We start from the raw sequence: 15,964 nt of genomic DNA on the forward strand, positions 1-15,964 counted from the left end.
AAGGCGCAGATCAAGGCTTGCGCTCGACCCATTCCCGTCGAGAGCAATTCATCAGAAACCAGTATGTTGCTCGTGTCGTCGCCGTTAAGGAGCACCATGAGCAACTCGTCGGAAACCGGCACCCGCAAGCGTGTCGTGATCATCGGGTCCGGTTTCGGGGGCCTGCGCGCGGCCCGATACCTCAAGCGGGCCGACGTCGATATCACATTGATCTCTCGGACCACGACCCACCTGTTCCAGCCGTTGCTCTACCAAGTCGCGACGGGGATCTTGTCCGAAGGCGAAATCGCGCCGACAACGCGTCTGGTGTTGCGCAAGCAGAAGAATGTGCGCGTGCTGCTCGGTGACGTCGAAGCAATCGACCTGACGGCGAAAACCGTTACCTCGCGGTTGATCTCGATGGAAACGGTCGCGCCTTTTGACATGCTGATCGTGGCCGCGGGTGCCCAGCAGTCGTACTTCGGCAACGATCAGTTCGCGACGTACGCGCCGGGCATGAAGACGATCGACGACGCGCTGGAATTGCGCGGACGCATCCTGGGAGCCTTTGAGGCCGCCGAGGTGTCCACCGACCACGCTGAACGGCAGCGCCGGCTCACGTTCGTGGTCGTCGGCGCCGGACCGACCGGGGTCGAAGTGGCCGGTCAGATCGCCGAGCTCGCGGAGCGCACTCTCGCGGGGGCGTTCCGGACGATCAAGCCGCAGGACTGCCGGGTGATCCTGCTCGACGCGGCGCCCATGGTGCTACCGCCGATGGGTGAGAACCTCGGCCGTAAGGCCCAGAAGCGCCTGGAGAAGATGGGCGTCGAGGTGCAGCTCAACGCGATGGTGACCAACGTCGACTACATGGGAATCACCGTGAAGGACAAGGACGGACCCGAGCGGCGCATCGAATGCGCGTGCAAGGTGTGGTCCGCAGGCGTCCAGGCCAGCGCGTTGGGAAAGATGGTCGCCGAGCAATCCGACGGCACCGAAGTCGACCGTGCCGGGCGCGTGGTCGTCGAACCGGATCTCAGCGTCAAGGGCTACCCGTACGTTTTCGTGATCGGCGACCTGATGTCCGTTCCCGGCGTACCCGGCATGGCGCAAGGCGCGATTCAGGGCGCCAAGTACGCAACGAAGCTGATCAAGAAGTCGCTCAAGGGCCAGGACGATCCGGCCACCCGGGAACCCTTCAAGTACCGCGACAAAGGCAGCATGGCGACGATCTCACGCAACAGCGCCGTTGCACAGGTCGGCAAGTTGGAGTTCAGCGGCTATTTCGCGTGGTTGGCGTGGCTGGTCTTGCATCTTTTCTATCTGGTCGGCTTCAAGAATCAGTTCACGACGATCGTCGCGTGGTTCGTCACCTTCCTGGGCCGGGGCCGCGGTCAGATGGCCATCACCAGCCAAATGATCTACGCCAGGCAGGCGATGACGATGCTGCAACAGCAGCAGGGGGCACTGGCCGCCGCCGAGACGGCCGACGAACTCGAACGGTCCGAGTCAGCAGGCGGGGCGGCCTAGGCGTTTTCTGCGCGAGCGTGCGTGTCTGCGGCCGACACGCCGTATTGGCTAGCGAGTCTGCGCACGCTCGTGCCGCCAGACGAGGCCCTTTTTGCGTCGCGGACGATCAGCGGTCCGCTGACCTGGAATTCGGAGCTCCTCGGTGCTGAGGTCGGGGAGGAAAGTAGCGGCCTTGACGGCCCGGACGTCCCGTGACTTGATTCTGTACGGGTGCGGAGAACTCGCCAATTACCTTGCACGGCAGCATCTTGTGGACGAAGTGCGATTTTGGATGCATCCCTACGTGTGGGGTCGCGGCGTCAGGCCTTTCGAGCCCGGCGAGATGCCGATGCCGCTTCGTCTGCTCTCGACGAAGACGTACACCTCGGGTCTGGTGCGGCTGACGTACGAGCCAGCTGGCTGACGGCGTCCGCTGCGAGCGTGCGCAGAATCGAATACTGGCTCGGCGTGTCGGCCGCAGACACGCACGCTCGCGCCAAAAGCCGGCGCTAACTAGATTGGCGTGAGACCGTGCTTGCGCTGGACGCGGTCGTACTTCTGAATGTCTTTCAACAGGTGAAGCGACTTGCGCAGCAACAGCCTCGTCTCGTGCGGCTCGATCACCCCGTCGATGTATCCGCGCTCAGCAGCGATCCACGGGATGGCAATGTTCTCGTTGTAGCCCTCGATGAACGAGCGCTTGACCTCTTGCGCTTCGGGGGCGTGCGGGTCGGGGAAGCGTTTCATCAACAGCTGCGCGGCTCCGTCGGCACCGATCACCGCGATGCGTGCGGTGGGCCATGCGAAGTTCAAGTCGGCTGAGAGCTGCTTGGAGCCCATCACCGCGTACGCGCCGCCGTAGGACTTGCGGATCGTGATCGTCACCTTCGGGATGTCGGCTTCGACGACGGCGTTGAGGAAGCGGCCGCCGCGCTTGATGATTCCGTTCTTTTCTTGCTCGACGCCTGGCAGGAAGCCCGGGGTGTCGACGACGAAAACCAAAGGCAGGTTGAAGGAGTCGCAGAACCTGATGAAGCCGGCCGCTTTGTCGGACGCTTCGTTGTCGATCGCACCGGAAAGGAACATCGGCTGGTTGGCGATCACACCGACGGGACGCCCGTTGACGCGCGCGAACGCGGTGATCATCGCGGGGCCGCGGTGCGCGGCGACGTCGAACACGTCGCCGTCGTCGAAGATTCGAATCAGGATCTCATGCATGTCGTAGGCGGCGTTGTCGTTGTCCGGCACGATCGCATCCAATTCCAGGTCGTGCGGAGTGATCTCGGGTTCAAGGCCAGGGTTCACGATCGGAGCATCGTCGAACGTGTTGCCCGGCAGGAAACTCAGATAGTCGCGCACGTACTGGAATGCGGCAGCCTCGGACTCGACCACCTGGTGAATGTTGCCGTAGCGCGCCTGAGCATCCGCGCCACCGAGTTCGTCAAGGCTGACGTCTTCCCCGGTGACGTCCTTGATGACGTCGGGTCCGGTGACGAACATGTACCCCTGGTCACGCACTGCAATTACAAGGTCTGTCTGTATTGGCGAATAGACCGCTCCCCCAGCGCATTTGCCGAGAATGATCGAGATCTCCGGTACAAGGCCGCGGAGCAGCTCGTGGCGGCGACCGAGTTCTGCGTACCAGGCCAGCGAGGTCACCGCGTCCTGGATGCGGGCGCCTGCGGAGTCGTTGATGCCGATGATCGGGCAGCCGACCATTGCGACCCACTCCATGAGCTTGGCCACCTTGCGACCGAACATCTCACCGACGGAGCCCTGGAAAACCGTTTGGTCATGTGAGAACACACCGACGGGTCGGCCGTTGATCCTGCCGTGTCCCGTCACGACGCCGTCGCCGTACAACGCGTTGGGATCACCCGGGGTTTTGCACAGCGCACCAATCTCCAAGAAGCTGCCTGGGTCGAGCAGCGCGTGGATTCTCGCGCGGGCGCTGGGGATTCCCTTTTTCTCGCGCTTCGCGACGGCCTTCTCACCGCCGGGCTCCTTGGCCAGTTCGAGCTTTTCGTGCAGGTCGGCTAGCTTCTTGGCGGTGGTGTCGGTCACTAGTTGTCCACTCTGCTCTCGGATGAGCCGCTTGCGCGAAGACCGACGGCTTCGGATGAGCCGCTTGCGCGAAGACCGACAGCTTCTGCGTCAATCTTGTTGAGCGCCTGGCTCATATGTGCGCCGACCTTCGCGATGATCGGCTCGTCGATGGCCTGGATGTGCTCGCCGCCGATGGGCACCACCTCGAGATCGCCGACGAACTCGCCCCACCCGCCGTCGGGCTTGCGGGTGGCGTAGCGCGGTTCGAACATGATCGCGTCGTCGTGGTAGCGGTCTGCCATGTACAGCGTGACGTGCCCGTCGTAGGGCCGGACTTGTGCGGTGTCGATCGCGCGGTTGTCGAGATAGGACGTGCGCTGGTGCTCGATGATGCCGCCCGGGATCTGCACCCCGCTCTGCTTGACCGCCTCCAGTACGAACGACACCTGGCCCGCGTCGTCGAGCGTCTCCAGGTGGTCGTAAGGGATTTCGGGGATCGTCACGTTGAACGTGCGCTCGGCGAACCGGGCATACCGTTCCCAGCGGTTCCGTGTCTCTTCCTTGGTCTGCGGGATTTCCTCGCCCGCGCGCACCACGTCGATCAGCCCGACGAACGGCACGTCGCAGCCCTGCTCCTTGAGCGCGATCGCACACGCGTAGGCCAGCACACCGCCCAGCGACCAGCCGACCAGGATGAACGGGCCGTCGCCCTGCAACTCGCGCAGCTTCGGAATGTATTGCGCAGCACGCTCTTCGATGGTGCCCTCGACACGTTCGAAGCCGTACATCGGAGTGTCCGGCGGAAGCCGCTTCAGCAGCGGCTCGTACACCACGGTCGACCCACCTGCAGCGTGGAACACGAACACCGGAACCTTGTCCGAACCTTCTTCGCGGGGCCGGATGATGCGGACGAATCCGTCGATCTGCCCGGCCTCCAAGTAGTTTCGCACCTTATCGGCCAGCGCCTCGATGGTGGCCGACGACGTCACGTCCTCGACCGAGATCGGACCGTCGGCCCGATCAGACAGCCGCTGCGCCATTTTTTCCGCGGTCGCAGCGTCGAGGTCTGGCAGAGGGTTGAAGATGCCGCCGGGCGACTTGCCGGTGACCACCGCCCACGTCGCGAACGTCACCCGCTCCGACGCGTCGCGCGGTGGCACGTCGGCGCCGAGCGCCTCGGTGACCGCCTCCTGCGAGAGAACGGCCGCGGCCGCAGCCAGTGCGGGCTTCTCGGTGCGCGGGGGACCCTCAGGGTTGTTCGACGGCGGTGGCGGCGGAGCGGCGTCGGCCGCGACATCAGGCGGCGGAGCGGCGTCGGCCGCGGCACCACTGTCGGCCTGCTGCGTTTCTGGCTCGGCCTGCGGGTCGGGCGCAGGCGCAGTGAGCGTTTCGATCGACGCGCCGGACATCATCCGAGCCTGCTCTTCGGCAATCTCGTCGGCGGTCTTGGTCTTCTGGTACTCGTGCAGTTCCTCGACTTCGTCGCGGTGCTCGATCGCGTATTGAATCAGCTTCTCGACGGCGTACAGGTTCGCGTCACGGACGGCCTGCAGCTGGATCGGCGGCAAGTCGAAGTCGTATTCGACGCGGTTCTTGATCCGCACCGCCATCAGCGAGTCGAGCCCGAGCTCGATGAGCGGGACCTCCCACGGCAGGTCCTCTGGCTCGTAACCCATCGCGCTGGCCACGATCGTCGCCAACCGTTGCCCCACACTTTCAGCGGAATCCGGCGACCACTTCGCGAAGCCAGCACCGAGATTGGCGCCTTGTGTCAGATGGTCGTGCAGGATTTCAGCATCAGGCTGTTCGTCGACGGCAGGCGTTGCTGCGACGACCTCGGTTGGCGCCGTTGCGGTTCCGACGGCAACCGCGGCCGGCAACGCCGCGACCTGGCCGGACCGCGTCACGATCGCGTCGTAGACGAGGGTGAATGACTCGTCGATACGGGCGTGCACCTGCACCGACGCCCCACCGGGATGGCGGGTCAGTGTCGTCACCAGCCGCGCGCCGTCGCCGGGCACTGCCCGCTGCTCCGAAGCCGTCACCTCCGCGTCCGGAAGCACCTGCGTCGCAGCGGTTTTCACCAAAGCCGCGAGGTCGGTCGCGTCGCGCGGCGCGTACTCCCAGACGTGGCGCCCGTCCGGCATCGCGACGTGTGTGCCCGGCATCATCACCGATCCGTCGCCCGAGAACCGCGCGTCGAGCCAGTGCTCCTTGCGCTTGAACTTGGTCGGCGGGATGTTTGCGTAGTCCGCAGGCCGTTCCGCCCGCGTGAACAGCGTCCGGACGTCGAGGTCGTGGCCGAGGACGAACAGCTGAGCCATCGTCGCGACCATCGACTCGGTCTCGTCCTGCTTGCGCGCCAGCGTCGCGATCAGCTGTGGATCGTGCAGGCCTGCGGCGGCGGTGGTCAAGCCCACCTGCATCAACGCAACCGGGTTGGGCGCCAACTCGAGGAACGTGGTGTAGCCGTTGTCGACGGCGTTGCGGATGCCGTGGGTGAAGTAGACGGAATGCCGCAGGCCCTTCTTCCAGTAGTCCACGTCGTGGATCGCCTGCCCGGGGCGGATGAAGCTGCCCTCGTGCACGGTCGAGTAGTAGCCGATGGTCGTCGGCCGCGGCTCGATGCCGATCAGCTCGGCGGCCAGCTCGCCCAGCAGCGGGTCCATCTGCTGCGTGTGGCTGGCGCCCTTCGTCTGGAATTTGCGGGCGAACTTGCCTTCCTTCTCGCAGCGCTCGATGATCGCGTCCACCTGTTCCGGCGGCCCGCCGATCACGGTCTGGCTGGGCGCGGCGTAGACGCACACCTCGAGATCCGGGAAGTCGGAGAACACCGTCTTGATCTCGTCGGCCGAGTACTCGACCAAGGCCATCAGGCGGATGTACTCGCCGAACAGCATCGCCTCCCCTTCACCCATGAGATGGGCGCGAGACGCGATGGTGCGGGTGGCGTCGGCCAACGAGAGCCCGCCAGAGAAGTACGCGGCGGCGGCTTCGCCGAGCGACTGGCCGATAACCGCACCGGGTTTGGCTCCGTGGTGGCGGAGAAGCTCGCCGAGCGCGACCTGAATCGCGAAGATCACGGTCTGCGTAGTCTCGATGCCGTAGTCCTGCGCGTCGTCGAGGATCAGCTCGACGATCGAATAGCCCCGTTCGTCCTGCACGTGTGCGTCGACCTTGTTGATCCACTCGGCGAACACGTCGTTGCGCAGGTACAGGCTTTTGGCCATCTTCCGGTGCTGCGCACCGAAGCCGGCGAGCACCCAGACGGGTCCGTTGGTTACGGGCCCATCGGCGCTGAACACGTTGGGCCGCTGCTTGCCTTCGGCGACCGCGCGCAGGCCCTTGATGGCCTCATCGTGGTCGTGGGCGAGCACCACCGCGCGCGAGCGGCCGTGGTTTCGCCGCGACAGCGCCCGGCCGATCGACTCGAGCGATGCCGCCTGCCCCTCGGGGCTTTCCAGCCAGTCCGCGAGCTCGGCGGCGGCGGCCTTCTTGCGTGAGGTGAGGAAGGCCGAGACCGCCAGCGGCACTGCAGGAGCCGGCGGCTCCTCCGAATCCAGCTCCTCGAGCGCAATCTCTTTGAGCCGCAACGCCTCATCGGTCAGGCCAGGAAGTTCGTACTCGACGTCGCCCAAGGCAGACGGCGCGACCGCATCAATCTCATGGTCGATGAACTCGCCGTACTCATCCATCCGCACGCCGCCCACGAACGCGGCGCCGGCGTCTTCGTCGGGCTTGTCTTCGACGACGGGTTCGGGCTCGGGTTCCTTCTCGATGACGTCGCGGGGCAGCACTTCGCGGACCACCACGTGGGCGTTCGCCCCACCGAACCCGAAGCCGGAGACGCCCGCGATCGCGTACCCGCTGTAGCGGGGCCAGTCGGTGACGGTGTCGGCGACCTTCAGTCGCACCGTGTCGAAGTCGATGTACGGGTTGGGTCCGGCGTAGTTGATGGACGGCGGCAGCTTGTCGTGCTGCAGCGCCAGAACCATCTTCGCCAGGCTGGCCGCGCCTGCCGCCGATTCGAGGTGGCCGACGTTGGACTTCACTGCACCCAGCAGGGCCGGCTTGTCGGCGGGACGCCCCCTGCCGATCACCCGGCCGAGGGCTTCGGCCTCGATCGGGTCCCCGAGGATCGTGCCGGTGCCGTGCGCCTCGATGTAGTCGACGGTGCGCGGGTCGATGCCGGCGTCCTTGTACGCCCGGCGCAGCACCTCGGCCTGGGCGTCGGGGTTAGGTGCCAGCAGGCCGTTGGAGCGGCCGTCATGGTTGACCGCGCTTCCCGCGATGACGGCGAGGATCTGGTCGCCGTCGCGGCGGGCGTCGTCGACACGCTTGAACACGAGCATGCCGCCGCCCTCGGCGCGCGAGTACCCGTCGGCGTCCGACGAGAACGACTTGATCCGGCCGTCGGCGGCAAGCACGCCGCCGACTTCGTCGAAACCGATCGTCACCAGCGGCGTGATCAGCGCGTTGACGCCACCCGCGATCGCGACGTCGCACTCGCCGGAACGCAGCGCTTGCACGGCCTGGTGCGCCGCGACGAGCGAGCTGGAGCAGGCCGTGTCCACCGCGAACGACGGTCCCCGGAAGTCGTAGAAGTACGACACCCGGTTCGCGATGATCGAGGTGGCTGTGCCGGTGATCGCGTATGGGTGCGCGACCGTCGGGTCGGACACCGCAAGGAACTGGTAGTCGTTGTTGGACGCGCCGACGAACACGCCGACGCTGCCGCCGCGCAGGCTTGACGCCGGGATGCGTGCGTGTTCCAGTGCCTCCCAGGTCAATTCGAGAGCGAGCCGCTGCTGCGGGTCGAGGTTGTCGGCCTCCATCTTGGACAAGGCGAAGAACTCGGAGTCGAAGCCCTTGATGTCCGTCAGGTAGCCGCCGCGGGTGCGCGCCTTCGCGACCCGCTCGGCGATTCGCGGCTCGGAAAGGAACTCGGTCCACCGGCCCTCGGGCAGATCGCTGATACCGCTGCGCCCGGCCAGCAGCGCCTGCCACGTCGCGTCGGGCGTGTTCATGTCGCCGGGGAAACGGGTGGCCAACCCGACGATCGCGATGTCGGCAACGTCGCGAACGCGCGACCAGTCCTCGTCTTCTCCTGTGTCCTCGACGACAGGCTCGCCGTCGACGATCCGCGTGGCCAGCGACTCGATCGTGGGGTGCTGGAACGCCACTGTCGCCGACAGCGTCACGCCGGTGAGGTCCTCGATGTCGGAGGCCATCGCGACCGCATCGCGTGAGGAGAGCCCGAGCTCGACCATGGGGGTGGTCTCGTCGATCGCGTCGGGCGATTGGCCGGTGGCGCTGGCCACCCAATTGCGCAGCCAAGTGCGCATCTCGGCGACGGTCATGTCGCCGGGGCTATTGCTTGTGACTTCAGTCTCGTGTTCTGTCATTGCCTTCTCGAAATATCGCCCGCCGCGGTTGTCAGTCCGCCGCGTCGGGGAAGGAGTTCGGGGACGCCGTGCCGCGGCGAAGGCTGCCGTCGATGTAGGCGGCCCTGCATGCCCGGCGGCCGATCTTGCCACTGGAGGTGCGCGGAATCGAGCCCGCCGGCATCAGGAGCACATCGCGTACCGTGACGCCGTGCCGGACGGCGACCGCGGCGCGGATGTCGTCGGCCACAGGTGCCACCTCGAGTTTGTGCGTACCGGCGGCGCGTTCGCCAACGATCACCAACTGCTCAGACGTGTCGTCAGCGTCGTACGTCAGGCCGGCATGCGCGTTGTCGAAGACTTCCTGCGGCAACTGGTTAGCCGGCACCGAGAACGCTGCCGCGAACCCGGGCCGCAGCGCACGCGTGGCCTCCTGCGCCGTGTATTCGAGATCCTGCGGGTAGTGGTTGCGGCCGTCGATGATCACCAGCTCTTTGATCCGGCCGGTGACGTAGAACTCGCCGTCGAGGTACGCGCCGAGGTCGCCGGTGCGCATCCACGTCCCGTCGTCGGGAGCACCCTCCGCGTGGGAGGGATTGGCCCGCGACTTGAGGATGTTCTGAAAAGTCTCGCGGGATTCTTCTTCTTTGTTCCAGTAGCCGACGCCGACGTTGTTGCCATGCACCCAGATCTCGCCGATCTGACCGTCGGGTAGTTCGGTGGCGGTGTCGGGATCGACGATCGCCGCCCACTCGTCGTATCCGATCTCGCCGCACGCCACCTGCGGCACCGCTTTGGGCGCGCCTTCGGGCAGTTCGACCAGCCGGTCGTTGGCCAGCTCGTCGCGGTCGACGTGGATGACCTTCGCCGCCTCATCGGCCTTCGTGGTGGACACCATCAACGTGGCCTCTGCCATCCCGTAGGACGGCTTGATGACCTTTTCCGACAGTCCGTACGGCGCGAACGCTTCGTAGAACCTGCGCATCGACGCCTGGGACACCGGCTCGCTGCCGTTGAGGATGCACTTCACGTTGCTCAGGTCGAGGTCGGGCTCGCCCTCCTTCGGCAGACCGCGGCGCGCGGCGTGCTCGAATGCGAAATTCGGCGCCGCCGAGATGCTCGGCCCGGCGTCGTTGCCTTTGACCCCGAGCTCGCGCATCCACCGAATGGGGCGGCGCACGAAGGCGGCCGGGGTCATGAACGTCGCGTACCTGCCGATGATCGACGGCAGCATGATCGTGATCAGACCCATGTCGTGGAAGAACGGCAGCCAGCTGACGCCGCGGTGGCCCTCTTCTCCCTCCAGCGCGGTCATCACCTGGATGATGTTGGTGGCCACCGCGAGGTGAGTGATCTTCACACCGGCGGGCGCGCGTGTCGAGCCGGAGGTGTACTGCAGATACGCGACCGTCTCTTCGGTGGCTGGCGGCGGCTCAACCCACGTGTCGGCGACCTCGTCGGGCACCGCGTCGACGGCGATGATGCGGGGGCGTTCCTTGGCCGGCCGGTTACGGAAGAACTTCCGAACTCCCTCTGCAGAACCGGTGGTCGTCAGGATGACAGAGGGCGTGCAGTCGTCAAGAACCGAATGCAGCCGGCCGACGTGACCGGGCTCGGCCGGGTCGAACAACGGAACGGCGAGTCGGCTGGAGTACATCGCGCCGTACAAGGCCGTCAGGTAGTCGAGACTCTGCGGGCACAGGATTGCGACCCGGTCATCGGGCTGCGTGACCTGCTGAAGGCGCGCTGCGATAGCACGGTTACGCAGGCTGAACTGCGACCACGTCAGATCGCGCTCGACGCCGTCGCGTTCGGTGGAGAAGTCGAGGAACCGGTACACAAGATGCTCGCCCCGAATCTGGGCCCACCGTTCCACGTGACGGACGAGGCTGGCACCTTCTGGGAACTTGATGCGTCCTGTCGCCTTGTCGATGAACGGATTCACCCAAATCGGCACGTTCTTCTCTTCCTGTCGAACACCACGCGGCTTGCGTCACCTTTGACCGCTCTCGCCGCAAAAGCCCAAACCTTACAGATCGTACAGAGGCCTGGCGTCATCCCCGTGACCTGGACCGGCGCCCGGACTTGATGTCGTCGGGCCTTGCTGACCAGCCGATTTGGACGGGGCGGCCGCTCCTGCTCTTAGTTATTTCTTAATGTTAGGGGACGCCTGGTCGGGCGCCAAATCGTCGGGACCCTTCGTGTCTGAACTGTCATCTCGCCACCGGGTGAGGCGCGCCGTTGGTCAGTTGCGACGCCCAGTTGGCCGTCCATGCGGTGGCCGGCTGCCCGTCGACGGCCCAGAACTCCGGAGTGTTGTACAGCGCGTGCACGGGGTGGGCTGCGCCACCGGCCAGCGTCTCGATTGTGGCGGGCAGATTGAGGAGGCTGAAGGCGTCTTTGGGCGCCGCGCAGATGAGGTCGCTTTGCGCACAGATCTGGTTGGTGCGGTCGTTGAGTGCGCCAAAGCCTCCGTTTCGCGGGCCGGTCATCGTCATGCCGGAAGGGATGAACGGAACGCCGTACAAGACGATCTCCGCCCCCTCCCCGTCGGGATTGGGGCCCACGTCCTGGCCGACGCCGGTCTGGCGGCGTCCGTCGGCGATAAGGGTCGTGCCGAGAACCCGGTCCGCGGCAACGGGTCCCCGGCCATTGCCGATGTCGCTGGCGATGTCACCGCCGATCACCGCGCCCTGCGAGAATCCGATGATCACGTAGTCGGTCAGTGGACACTTGGCCGCCATGGCGGCCATCGCGTTCTTGGTGGCCGCGGTGCCCTCGGTTCGGCTGTCGTCGTAGTTCATCTGGTCGTCACTGGTGAACGGGCGGTGGAACTGCGCGGTGTACGGGACGGTGTACACCTGCAGGCGGCTCGCGTCGAATTGTTTGGCAAGGGGCGCAGTTACATTGAGCAGCAACGCATTTGGGAACTGCGTTGGGTTCAGCGGATCCTGCTGCGGAGATGACTCCGCGGTGCCGGGGATCGAAACCAGCATCACGTCGGGGCAGCCGGCGCTCTGGGCTTTTCCTCCTGGCCTGTTGTGGAAGTACAAGCCCAATCCGACACCAACGAGCACCACGGCGACAACGCCGACGGCAATCCAGATGGTGCGATTGCGCCCGAACTTGTGCGCCACGCCTCACCCGTGCTTGGGATGGGGTGCGGCGTCGACCAACCGCGCGGACCAGTCGCGGGTCCACGCCGGGGCGGGAAGGCCGTTCTCGCTCCAGAACTCCGGGGTGTTGTACAAGGCGTGCACGGGCGAGCCCGCGCTGCCGGTGAGCACGTCAATGGTGTGCGGAAGGTTCGTGATGTCGAACGCTTCCTCGGGCGCGGCACAGATCAGGTCGCCTGTGGCGCAGATCTGGTTGGTGCGGTCGTTGAGAGCCCCGAAGCCCCCTGGACGCGGGCCGGTCATCGTGATCCCGAACGGCTTGAGCGTGTCGCCCGACAGCAACGGCACGTGCTGCAGCGTGATCTCGGCGCCCTGGCCGGGCGGGTTGGGGCCGACGTCCTTGCCCACGCCGGGTTCGCGCCGCCCATCGGCGATCAACGTGACACCGAGCACGAGATCCTCGTCAACAGGACCCCTGCCGTTGCCGATGTCGCCGGCGACGTCTCCGGCGATCACCGCACCCTGTGAGAATCCGACGATCACATAGCTGGTGAGCGGACACCGATTGTTCATGTCCGTCATCGCCTTGACGGTCGCATCGAAGCCCTCTTTGCGGCTGTCGTCGTACGAGATCTCTTTGTCGGTGCCGAACGGCCGGTGAAATTCCGCGGTGTAGGGGACCGTGTACGTCTGCAGCCGGGCCGGGTCGAACTGCTGAGCCAGCGGGCGAGTCACGTTGAGCATCAGGGCGTTCGGGTACAGCGTCGGGTTCAGCGGATCGTCTTTGGGGGACGACTCCCAGGTGCCGGGAACCGAAACCACCTGAACGTCAGGACAACTGGCGTCCTGGAACTCCGGACGCGGCTTCTTCGGCGTATACGGCGTGCTTGGACCGGTGGGCGGCGCTCCGGACGGTGGTGCAGCCGAGTTCGACGACGTCGCCTGCGGCTTTGCAGGTCCGCGCAAGTAGTTGACGGCGAAGATCAGCACGATCGCGACAAGCACGCACACCGCGCCCGCGGCCGCGAGCGCGAGAATGAGACGGCGTTTCCGCCGAGTGTCGTCCTCCATGGTCTCCTGCTAGCAGAGTCGTTCGGTGGCGATGCGGATGTAGCTCGCGGTGGCGGCGTCGACGTCGGCCGCTGTCGGTGCCCTCGCGGTCATGTGAGCGGCGTGCACGTCATTGGATACCAGCGGGTGCACGTAATCCCATACCGCCTGCTGACTCTGGCCGGCCGCGCGGGCCTGGCACACATAGGAGCCGATCGACAGTGCCAGCAGGTCAGTTGACGGGCGCAGGCCCGCCGACACCAGCGCATCCAGATAACCCTGTTGCTGCGCACTCACCGTCAGCACACCGCGGCCGCCCGTTCCCGCGGTCGCAGACGGCGGAAGCGCCGACGCCACCTGGCCGGGCGTCGCCGATTGTTTGGACGAGGTTTCGCTGGCCGGCAGCGTCACGCTGGACATGAACCCATCGCCCGCCGAGCAACCCGACAACGCGGCGACCAGGGTCGTCATCACGGCGGTACAGCACCCCGCCGTCAAGCCTGCCGTCCGTTGCACGCTTCCACGGTACCGGCGATCGGTGGGCTCCCGCGTGAGCGACGTCGCGCACGGGACCCGTGCGGGTGCCCGGGCTACTTGATGGTGGCGACCAACTCGCCCGACATCGCCCCGAGCTGCGGGCCCCACGTCGACCAGTCGTGATTTCCGCCCGGCGGGAAGTCGAAGTGGCCGTTATGCCCGCCGACGGAGCGGTAGTGCTGGTAGAACGTCCGGTTGGTGCCCTGCGCCTGATCGCAATAGCCGATCATCGCCGCGGGATCGCTGCACGTGAGCGTCTGCGGGGCGAACAACCACAGCCGTGTGTTGTTCTGCACCAGCAGCGAGACGTGCACATCGGGGTCGTGCCACTTCCACCGCCCCAACTGGGGCAGGCCCCACATATTGCGGGAGTCGACACCGCCGAAGCGCATCAGGCCCTCGGTGATCGCGCCGTTGAACGTGGTCGCGGACGGGGTCAGGAAGCCGGACAGCGAGCCGGCGTAGCGGTACCGGTCCGGGTGGAAGGCGGCCAGCGTCAGTGCACCATAACCGCCCTGAGCGGCGCCGACGATTCCGTGGCCGCTGGGTGCGAGCCCCTTGTTCGCCGCCAGCCAGTCGGGCAGCTCCTGCGACAGGAACGTCTCCCACTGGCGGCTGCCGTCCTGCTCCCAGTCCGTGTACATGCTGTAGGCGCCGCTGGCGGGCGCTACCACCGAGATGCCCTTGCCGGCGAGCGTGTTCATCGCATTGCCCGCAGTCACCCAGTTACTGACGCTGTCGCCGGCGTTGAAGGCGTCCAGCAGAACGACGGCGTGGGGACCGCCCGCCTGGAAGGCAACCGGGATGTCACGGCCCATCGCGCCCGACGGGACCATCAGCATTTCGACACCGGCAGCGTTCGCGATACCCGGCATCGCGGTGGGGGCGGCCAGCAGGCCAGCCCCGAGGATCACGGCCGCCGCCGCACGCAGGAATATCGCACTCACCTTCATCGCCACCCCTCACAGCCGCCGCGTCAGATCGACGCAACGTAGTGAATCACATCACAGGGCGAAGGCGCGACGGTCGTGCAGCCTCGGGAAATGACCGACGGGGGCGACCCATCGCTGTGGCCACCCCCCGTCGGGTCGATTTGTTCGCGCCTAGCTGGTCGGCGTGGCGCCGAGCACCCGCTGGATGTCAGGCTTCATCGCGCCGAGCTGCTGACCCCAGTAGGCCCAGCTGTGGGTCCCCGACTCCGGGAAGTTGAACACCGCGTTCTTGCCGCCTGCCGCGATGTACGTGTCCTGGAAGGTCTTGTTGGTGCGAAGGGTGAAGCCTTCGAGGAACTTGGCGTTGAAATCGCCACCGCCGAGCTCATTGGGCTTGCCATTGCCGCAGTACACCCACAGGCGGGTGTTATTGGCGACCAGCTTGCTGATGTTGACCATCGGATCGTTGCGCTTCCACGCCGGATCTTCCTTCGGTCCCCACATGTCCGCGGCCTTATAGCCGCCGGCGTCGCCCATCGACGTCCCGACCAGGGTCGGCCACCAGCCCTCAGAGAGGTTCAGGAAGCCCGACAGCGACGCTGCGTACGGGAACTGCTGCGGGTAGTAGATCGCCAGCGTCATCGCCGCGGACCCGGCCATCGACAGACCGACGGCGGCGCTGCCCGTGGGCTTCACCTGCTTCTGGGCTGACAAGTACGCGGGCAGCTCCTGGGTGAGGAATGTCTCCCACTTGTAGGTCAGGCAGCCGGCCTTGCCGCACGCCGGCTTGTACCAGTCGCTGTAGAAGCTGGACTGGCCGCCGACCGGCATGACCACCGAGAGACCGGACTGGTAGTACATCTCGAATGCGTTGGTCTCGATGTCCCAGCCGTTGAAATCGTCGCGGGCGCGCAGCCCGTCAAGCATGTAGACGGCAGGTGAACCGGCGCCGCCGCTTTGGAACTGGATCTTGATATCGCGACCCATTCCCGCCGAGGGGACCTCTAGGTACTCAACCGGCAAACCCGGCCGAGAGAACGCCCCCGCAGTCGCCGAGCCCCCTACGACGCCGACCAGACCCGGCAGCAACGCCGCAGCCATGGCCGCGACCGTCAATCTGCGAGCCCAGGGGCCCCGCAACTTCTCAACGAACTTCATTGTGTGTGTCCATCCCATCTTTTATGCGAATGGCACCGCGCGTCCCCGCTGCCGTGCCTTGGGTAGTCAACCACACCTTTATGTGGTTGACCTGACGCGAGTCCCTCACCTGCCCTTTTGCGATCACCGATTCACGCTCGAGATCAGGTCGGGCTTGAGACTCTGCAACTGTTCCGTTGCATCCCCCGGCATTCGTGCATTTCTCCTGGAACATCCCGGTGTTGCCGATCCGCGCGCTGTCCGCCGTGGCGATATC

Annotated in this window: 10 protein-coding genes; 2 read left to right on the forward strand and 8 right to left on the reverse strand. The window is 65.9% G+C overall.

Annotation, left to right across the window (positions count from 1 at the left end; genetic code table 11):
• The first annotated feature begins 96 nt into the window (after positions 1 to 96).
• Positions 97 to 1,506 carry a type II NADH:quinone oxidoreductase NdhA gene (ndhA, locus tag QOH60_RS10120; RefSeq protein ID WP_526419724.1) on the forward strand — a complete coding sequence of 470 codons (1,410 nt, stop codon included), beginning with the start codon at positions 97 to 99 and terminating at the stop codon, positions 1,504 to 1,506.
• Positions 1,507 to 1,678: 172 nt separating this feature from the next.
• Positions 1,679 to 1,909: a dihydrofolate reductase family protein gene (locus QOH60_RS10125; RefSeq protein ID WP_526419726.1), complete on the forward strand. Its 231-nt coding sequence runs from the start codon at positions 1,679 to 1,681 to the stop codon at positions 1,907 to 1,909.
• Between the two features lie 89 nt (positions 1,910 to 1,998).
• Here the strand turns inward: QOH60_RS10125 and QOH60_RS10130 are convergent, their stop codons facing one another.
• The 8 genes from QOH60_RS10130 to QOH60_RS10165 all read right to left on the reverse strand — a co-directional run bounded on the left by QOH60_RS10130 (position 1,999) and on the right by QOH60_RS10165 (position 15,708).
• Positions 1,999 to 3,549 (reverse strand): acyl-CoA carboxylase subunit beta, encoded by a 1,551-nt coding sequence (locus QOH60_RS10130; RefSeq protein ID WP_526419728.1) that lies wholly within the window; start codon positions 3,547 to 3,549, stop codon positions 1,999 to 2,001.
• Entirely contained in the window at positions 3,549 to 8,936 is a 5,388-nt protein-coding gene (pks13, locus tag QOH60_RS10135; RefSeq protein ID WP_526419730.1) for a polyketide synthase Pks13, read from the reverse strand. The genes QOH60_RS10130 and pks13 overlap by 1 nt, the downstream gene beginning before the upstream one ends.
• Before the next feature lie 31 nt (positions 8,937 to 8,967).
• Positions 8,968 to 10,866 (reverse strand): long-chain-fatty-acid--AMP ligase FadD32, encoded by a 1,899-nt coding sequence (fadD32, locus tag QOH60_RS10140; RefSeq protein WP_526419777.1) that lies wholly within the window; start codon positions 10,864 to 10,866, stop codon positions 8,968 to 8,970.
• Positions 10,867 to 11,128: 262 nt separating this feature from the next.
• A complete protein-coding gene (locus QOH60_RS10145) occupies positions 11,129 to 11,995 on the reverse strand; it encodes a cutinase family protein (RefSeq protein WP_526419779.1) in 867 nt (288 codons plus the stop codon).
• 60 nt (positions 11,996 to 12,055) lie between these two features.
• The gene (locus tag QOH60_RS10150; protein ID WP_526419732.1) at positions 12,056 to 13,102 is read right to left on the reverse strand and encodes a cutinase family protein; all 1,047 of its coding nucleotides are present in this window, start codon (positions 13,100 to 13,102) and stop codon (positions 12,056 to 12,058) included.
• A 9-nt stretch (positions 13,103 to 13,111) separates the two neighbouring features.
• Positions 13,112 to 13,597, reverse strand: a complete 486-nt coding sequence (locus QOH60_RS10155; RefSeq protein WP_526419734.1) for a DUF732 domain-containing protein — start codon at positions 13,595 to 13,597, stop codon at positions 13,112 to 13,114.
• Between the two features lie 74 nt (positions 13,598 to 13,671).
• The gene (locus tag QOH60_RS10160; RefSeq protein WP_526419737.1) at positions 13,672 to 14,571 is read right to left on the reverse strand and encodes an alpha/beta hydrolase; all 900 of its coding nucleotides are present in this window, start codon (positions 14,569 to 14,571) and stop codon (positions 13,672 to 13,674) included.
• 150 nt (positions 14,572 to 14,721) lie between these two features.
• On the reverse strand, positions 14,722 to 15,708 hold the full coding sequence (locus QOH60_RS10165; protein WP_526419739.1) for an alpha/beta hydrolase: 987 nt from the start codon (positions 15,706 to 15,708) through the stop codon (positions 14,722 to 14,724).
• Between the last annotated feature and the right edge of the window lie 256 nt (positions 15,709 to 15,964).

Source organism: Mycobacterium sp. (genome assembly GCF_032159765.1).
Lineage (GTDB): Bacteria > Actinomycetota > Actinomycetes > Mycobacteriales > Mycobacteriaceae > Mycobacterium.

Bases quoted from the DNA above. Each gene is read 5' to 3' on its own strand.
- pks13 (WP_526419730.1), bottom strand. From the start codon at position 8,936: ATGACAGAACACGAGACTGAAGTCACAAGCAATAGCCCCGGCGACATG.
- ndhA (WP_526419724.1), top strand. From the start codon at position 97: ATGAGCAACTCGTCGGAAACCGGCACCCGCAAGCGTGTCGTGATCATC.
- QOH60_RS10165 (WP_526419739.1), bottom strand. From the start codon at position 15,708: ATGAAGTTCGTTGAGAAGTTGCGGGGCCCCTGGGCTCGCAGATTGACG.
- QOH60_RS10150 (WP_526419732.1), bottom strand. From the start codon at position 13,102: ATGGAGGACGACACTCGGCGGAAACGCCGTCTCATTCTCGCGCTCGCG.
- QOH60_RS10160 (WP_526419737.1), bottom strand. From the start codon at position 14,571: ATGAAGGTGAGTGCGATATTCCTGCGTGCGGCGGCGGCCGTGATCCTC.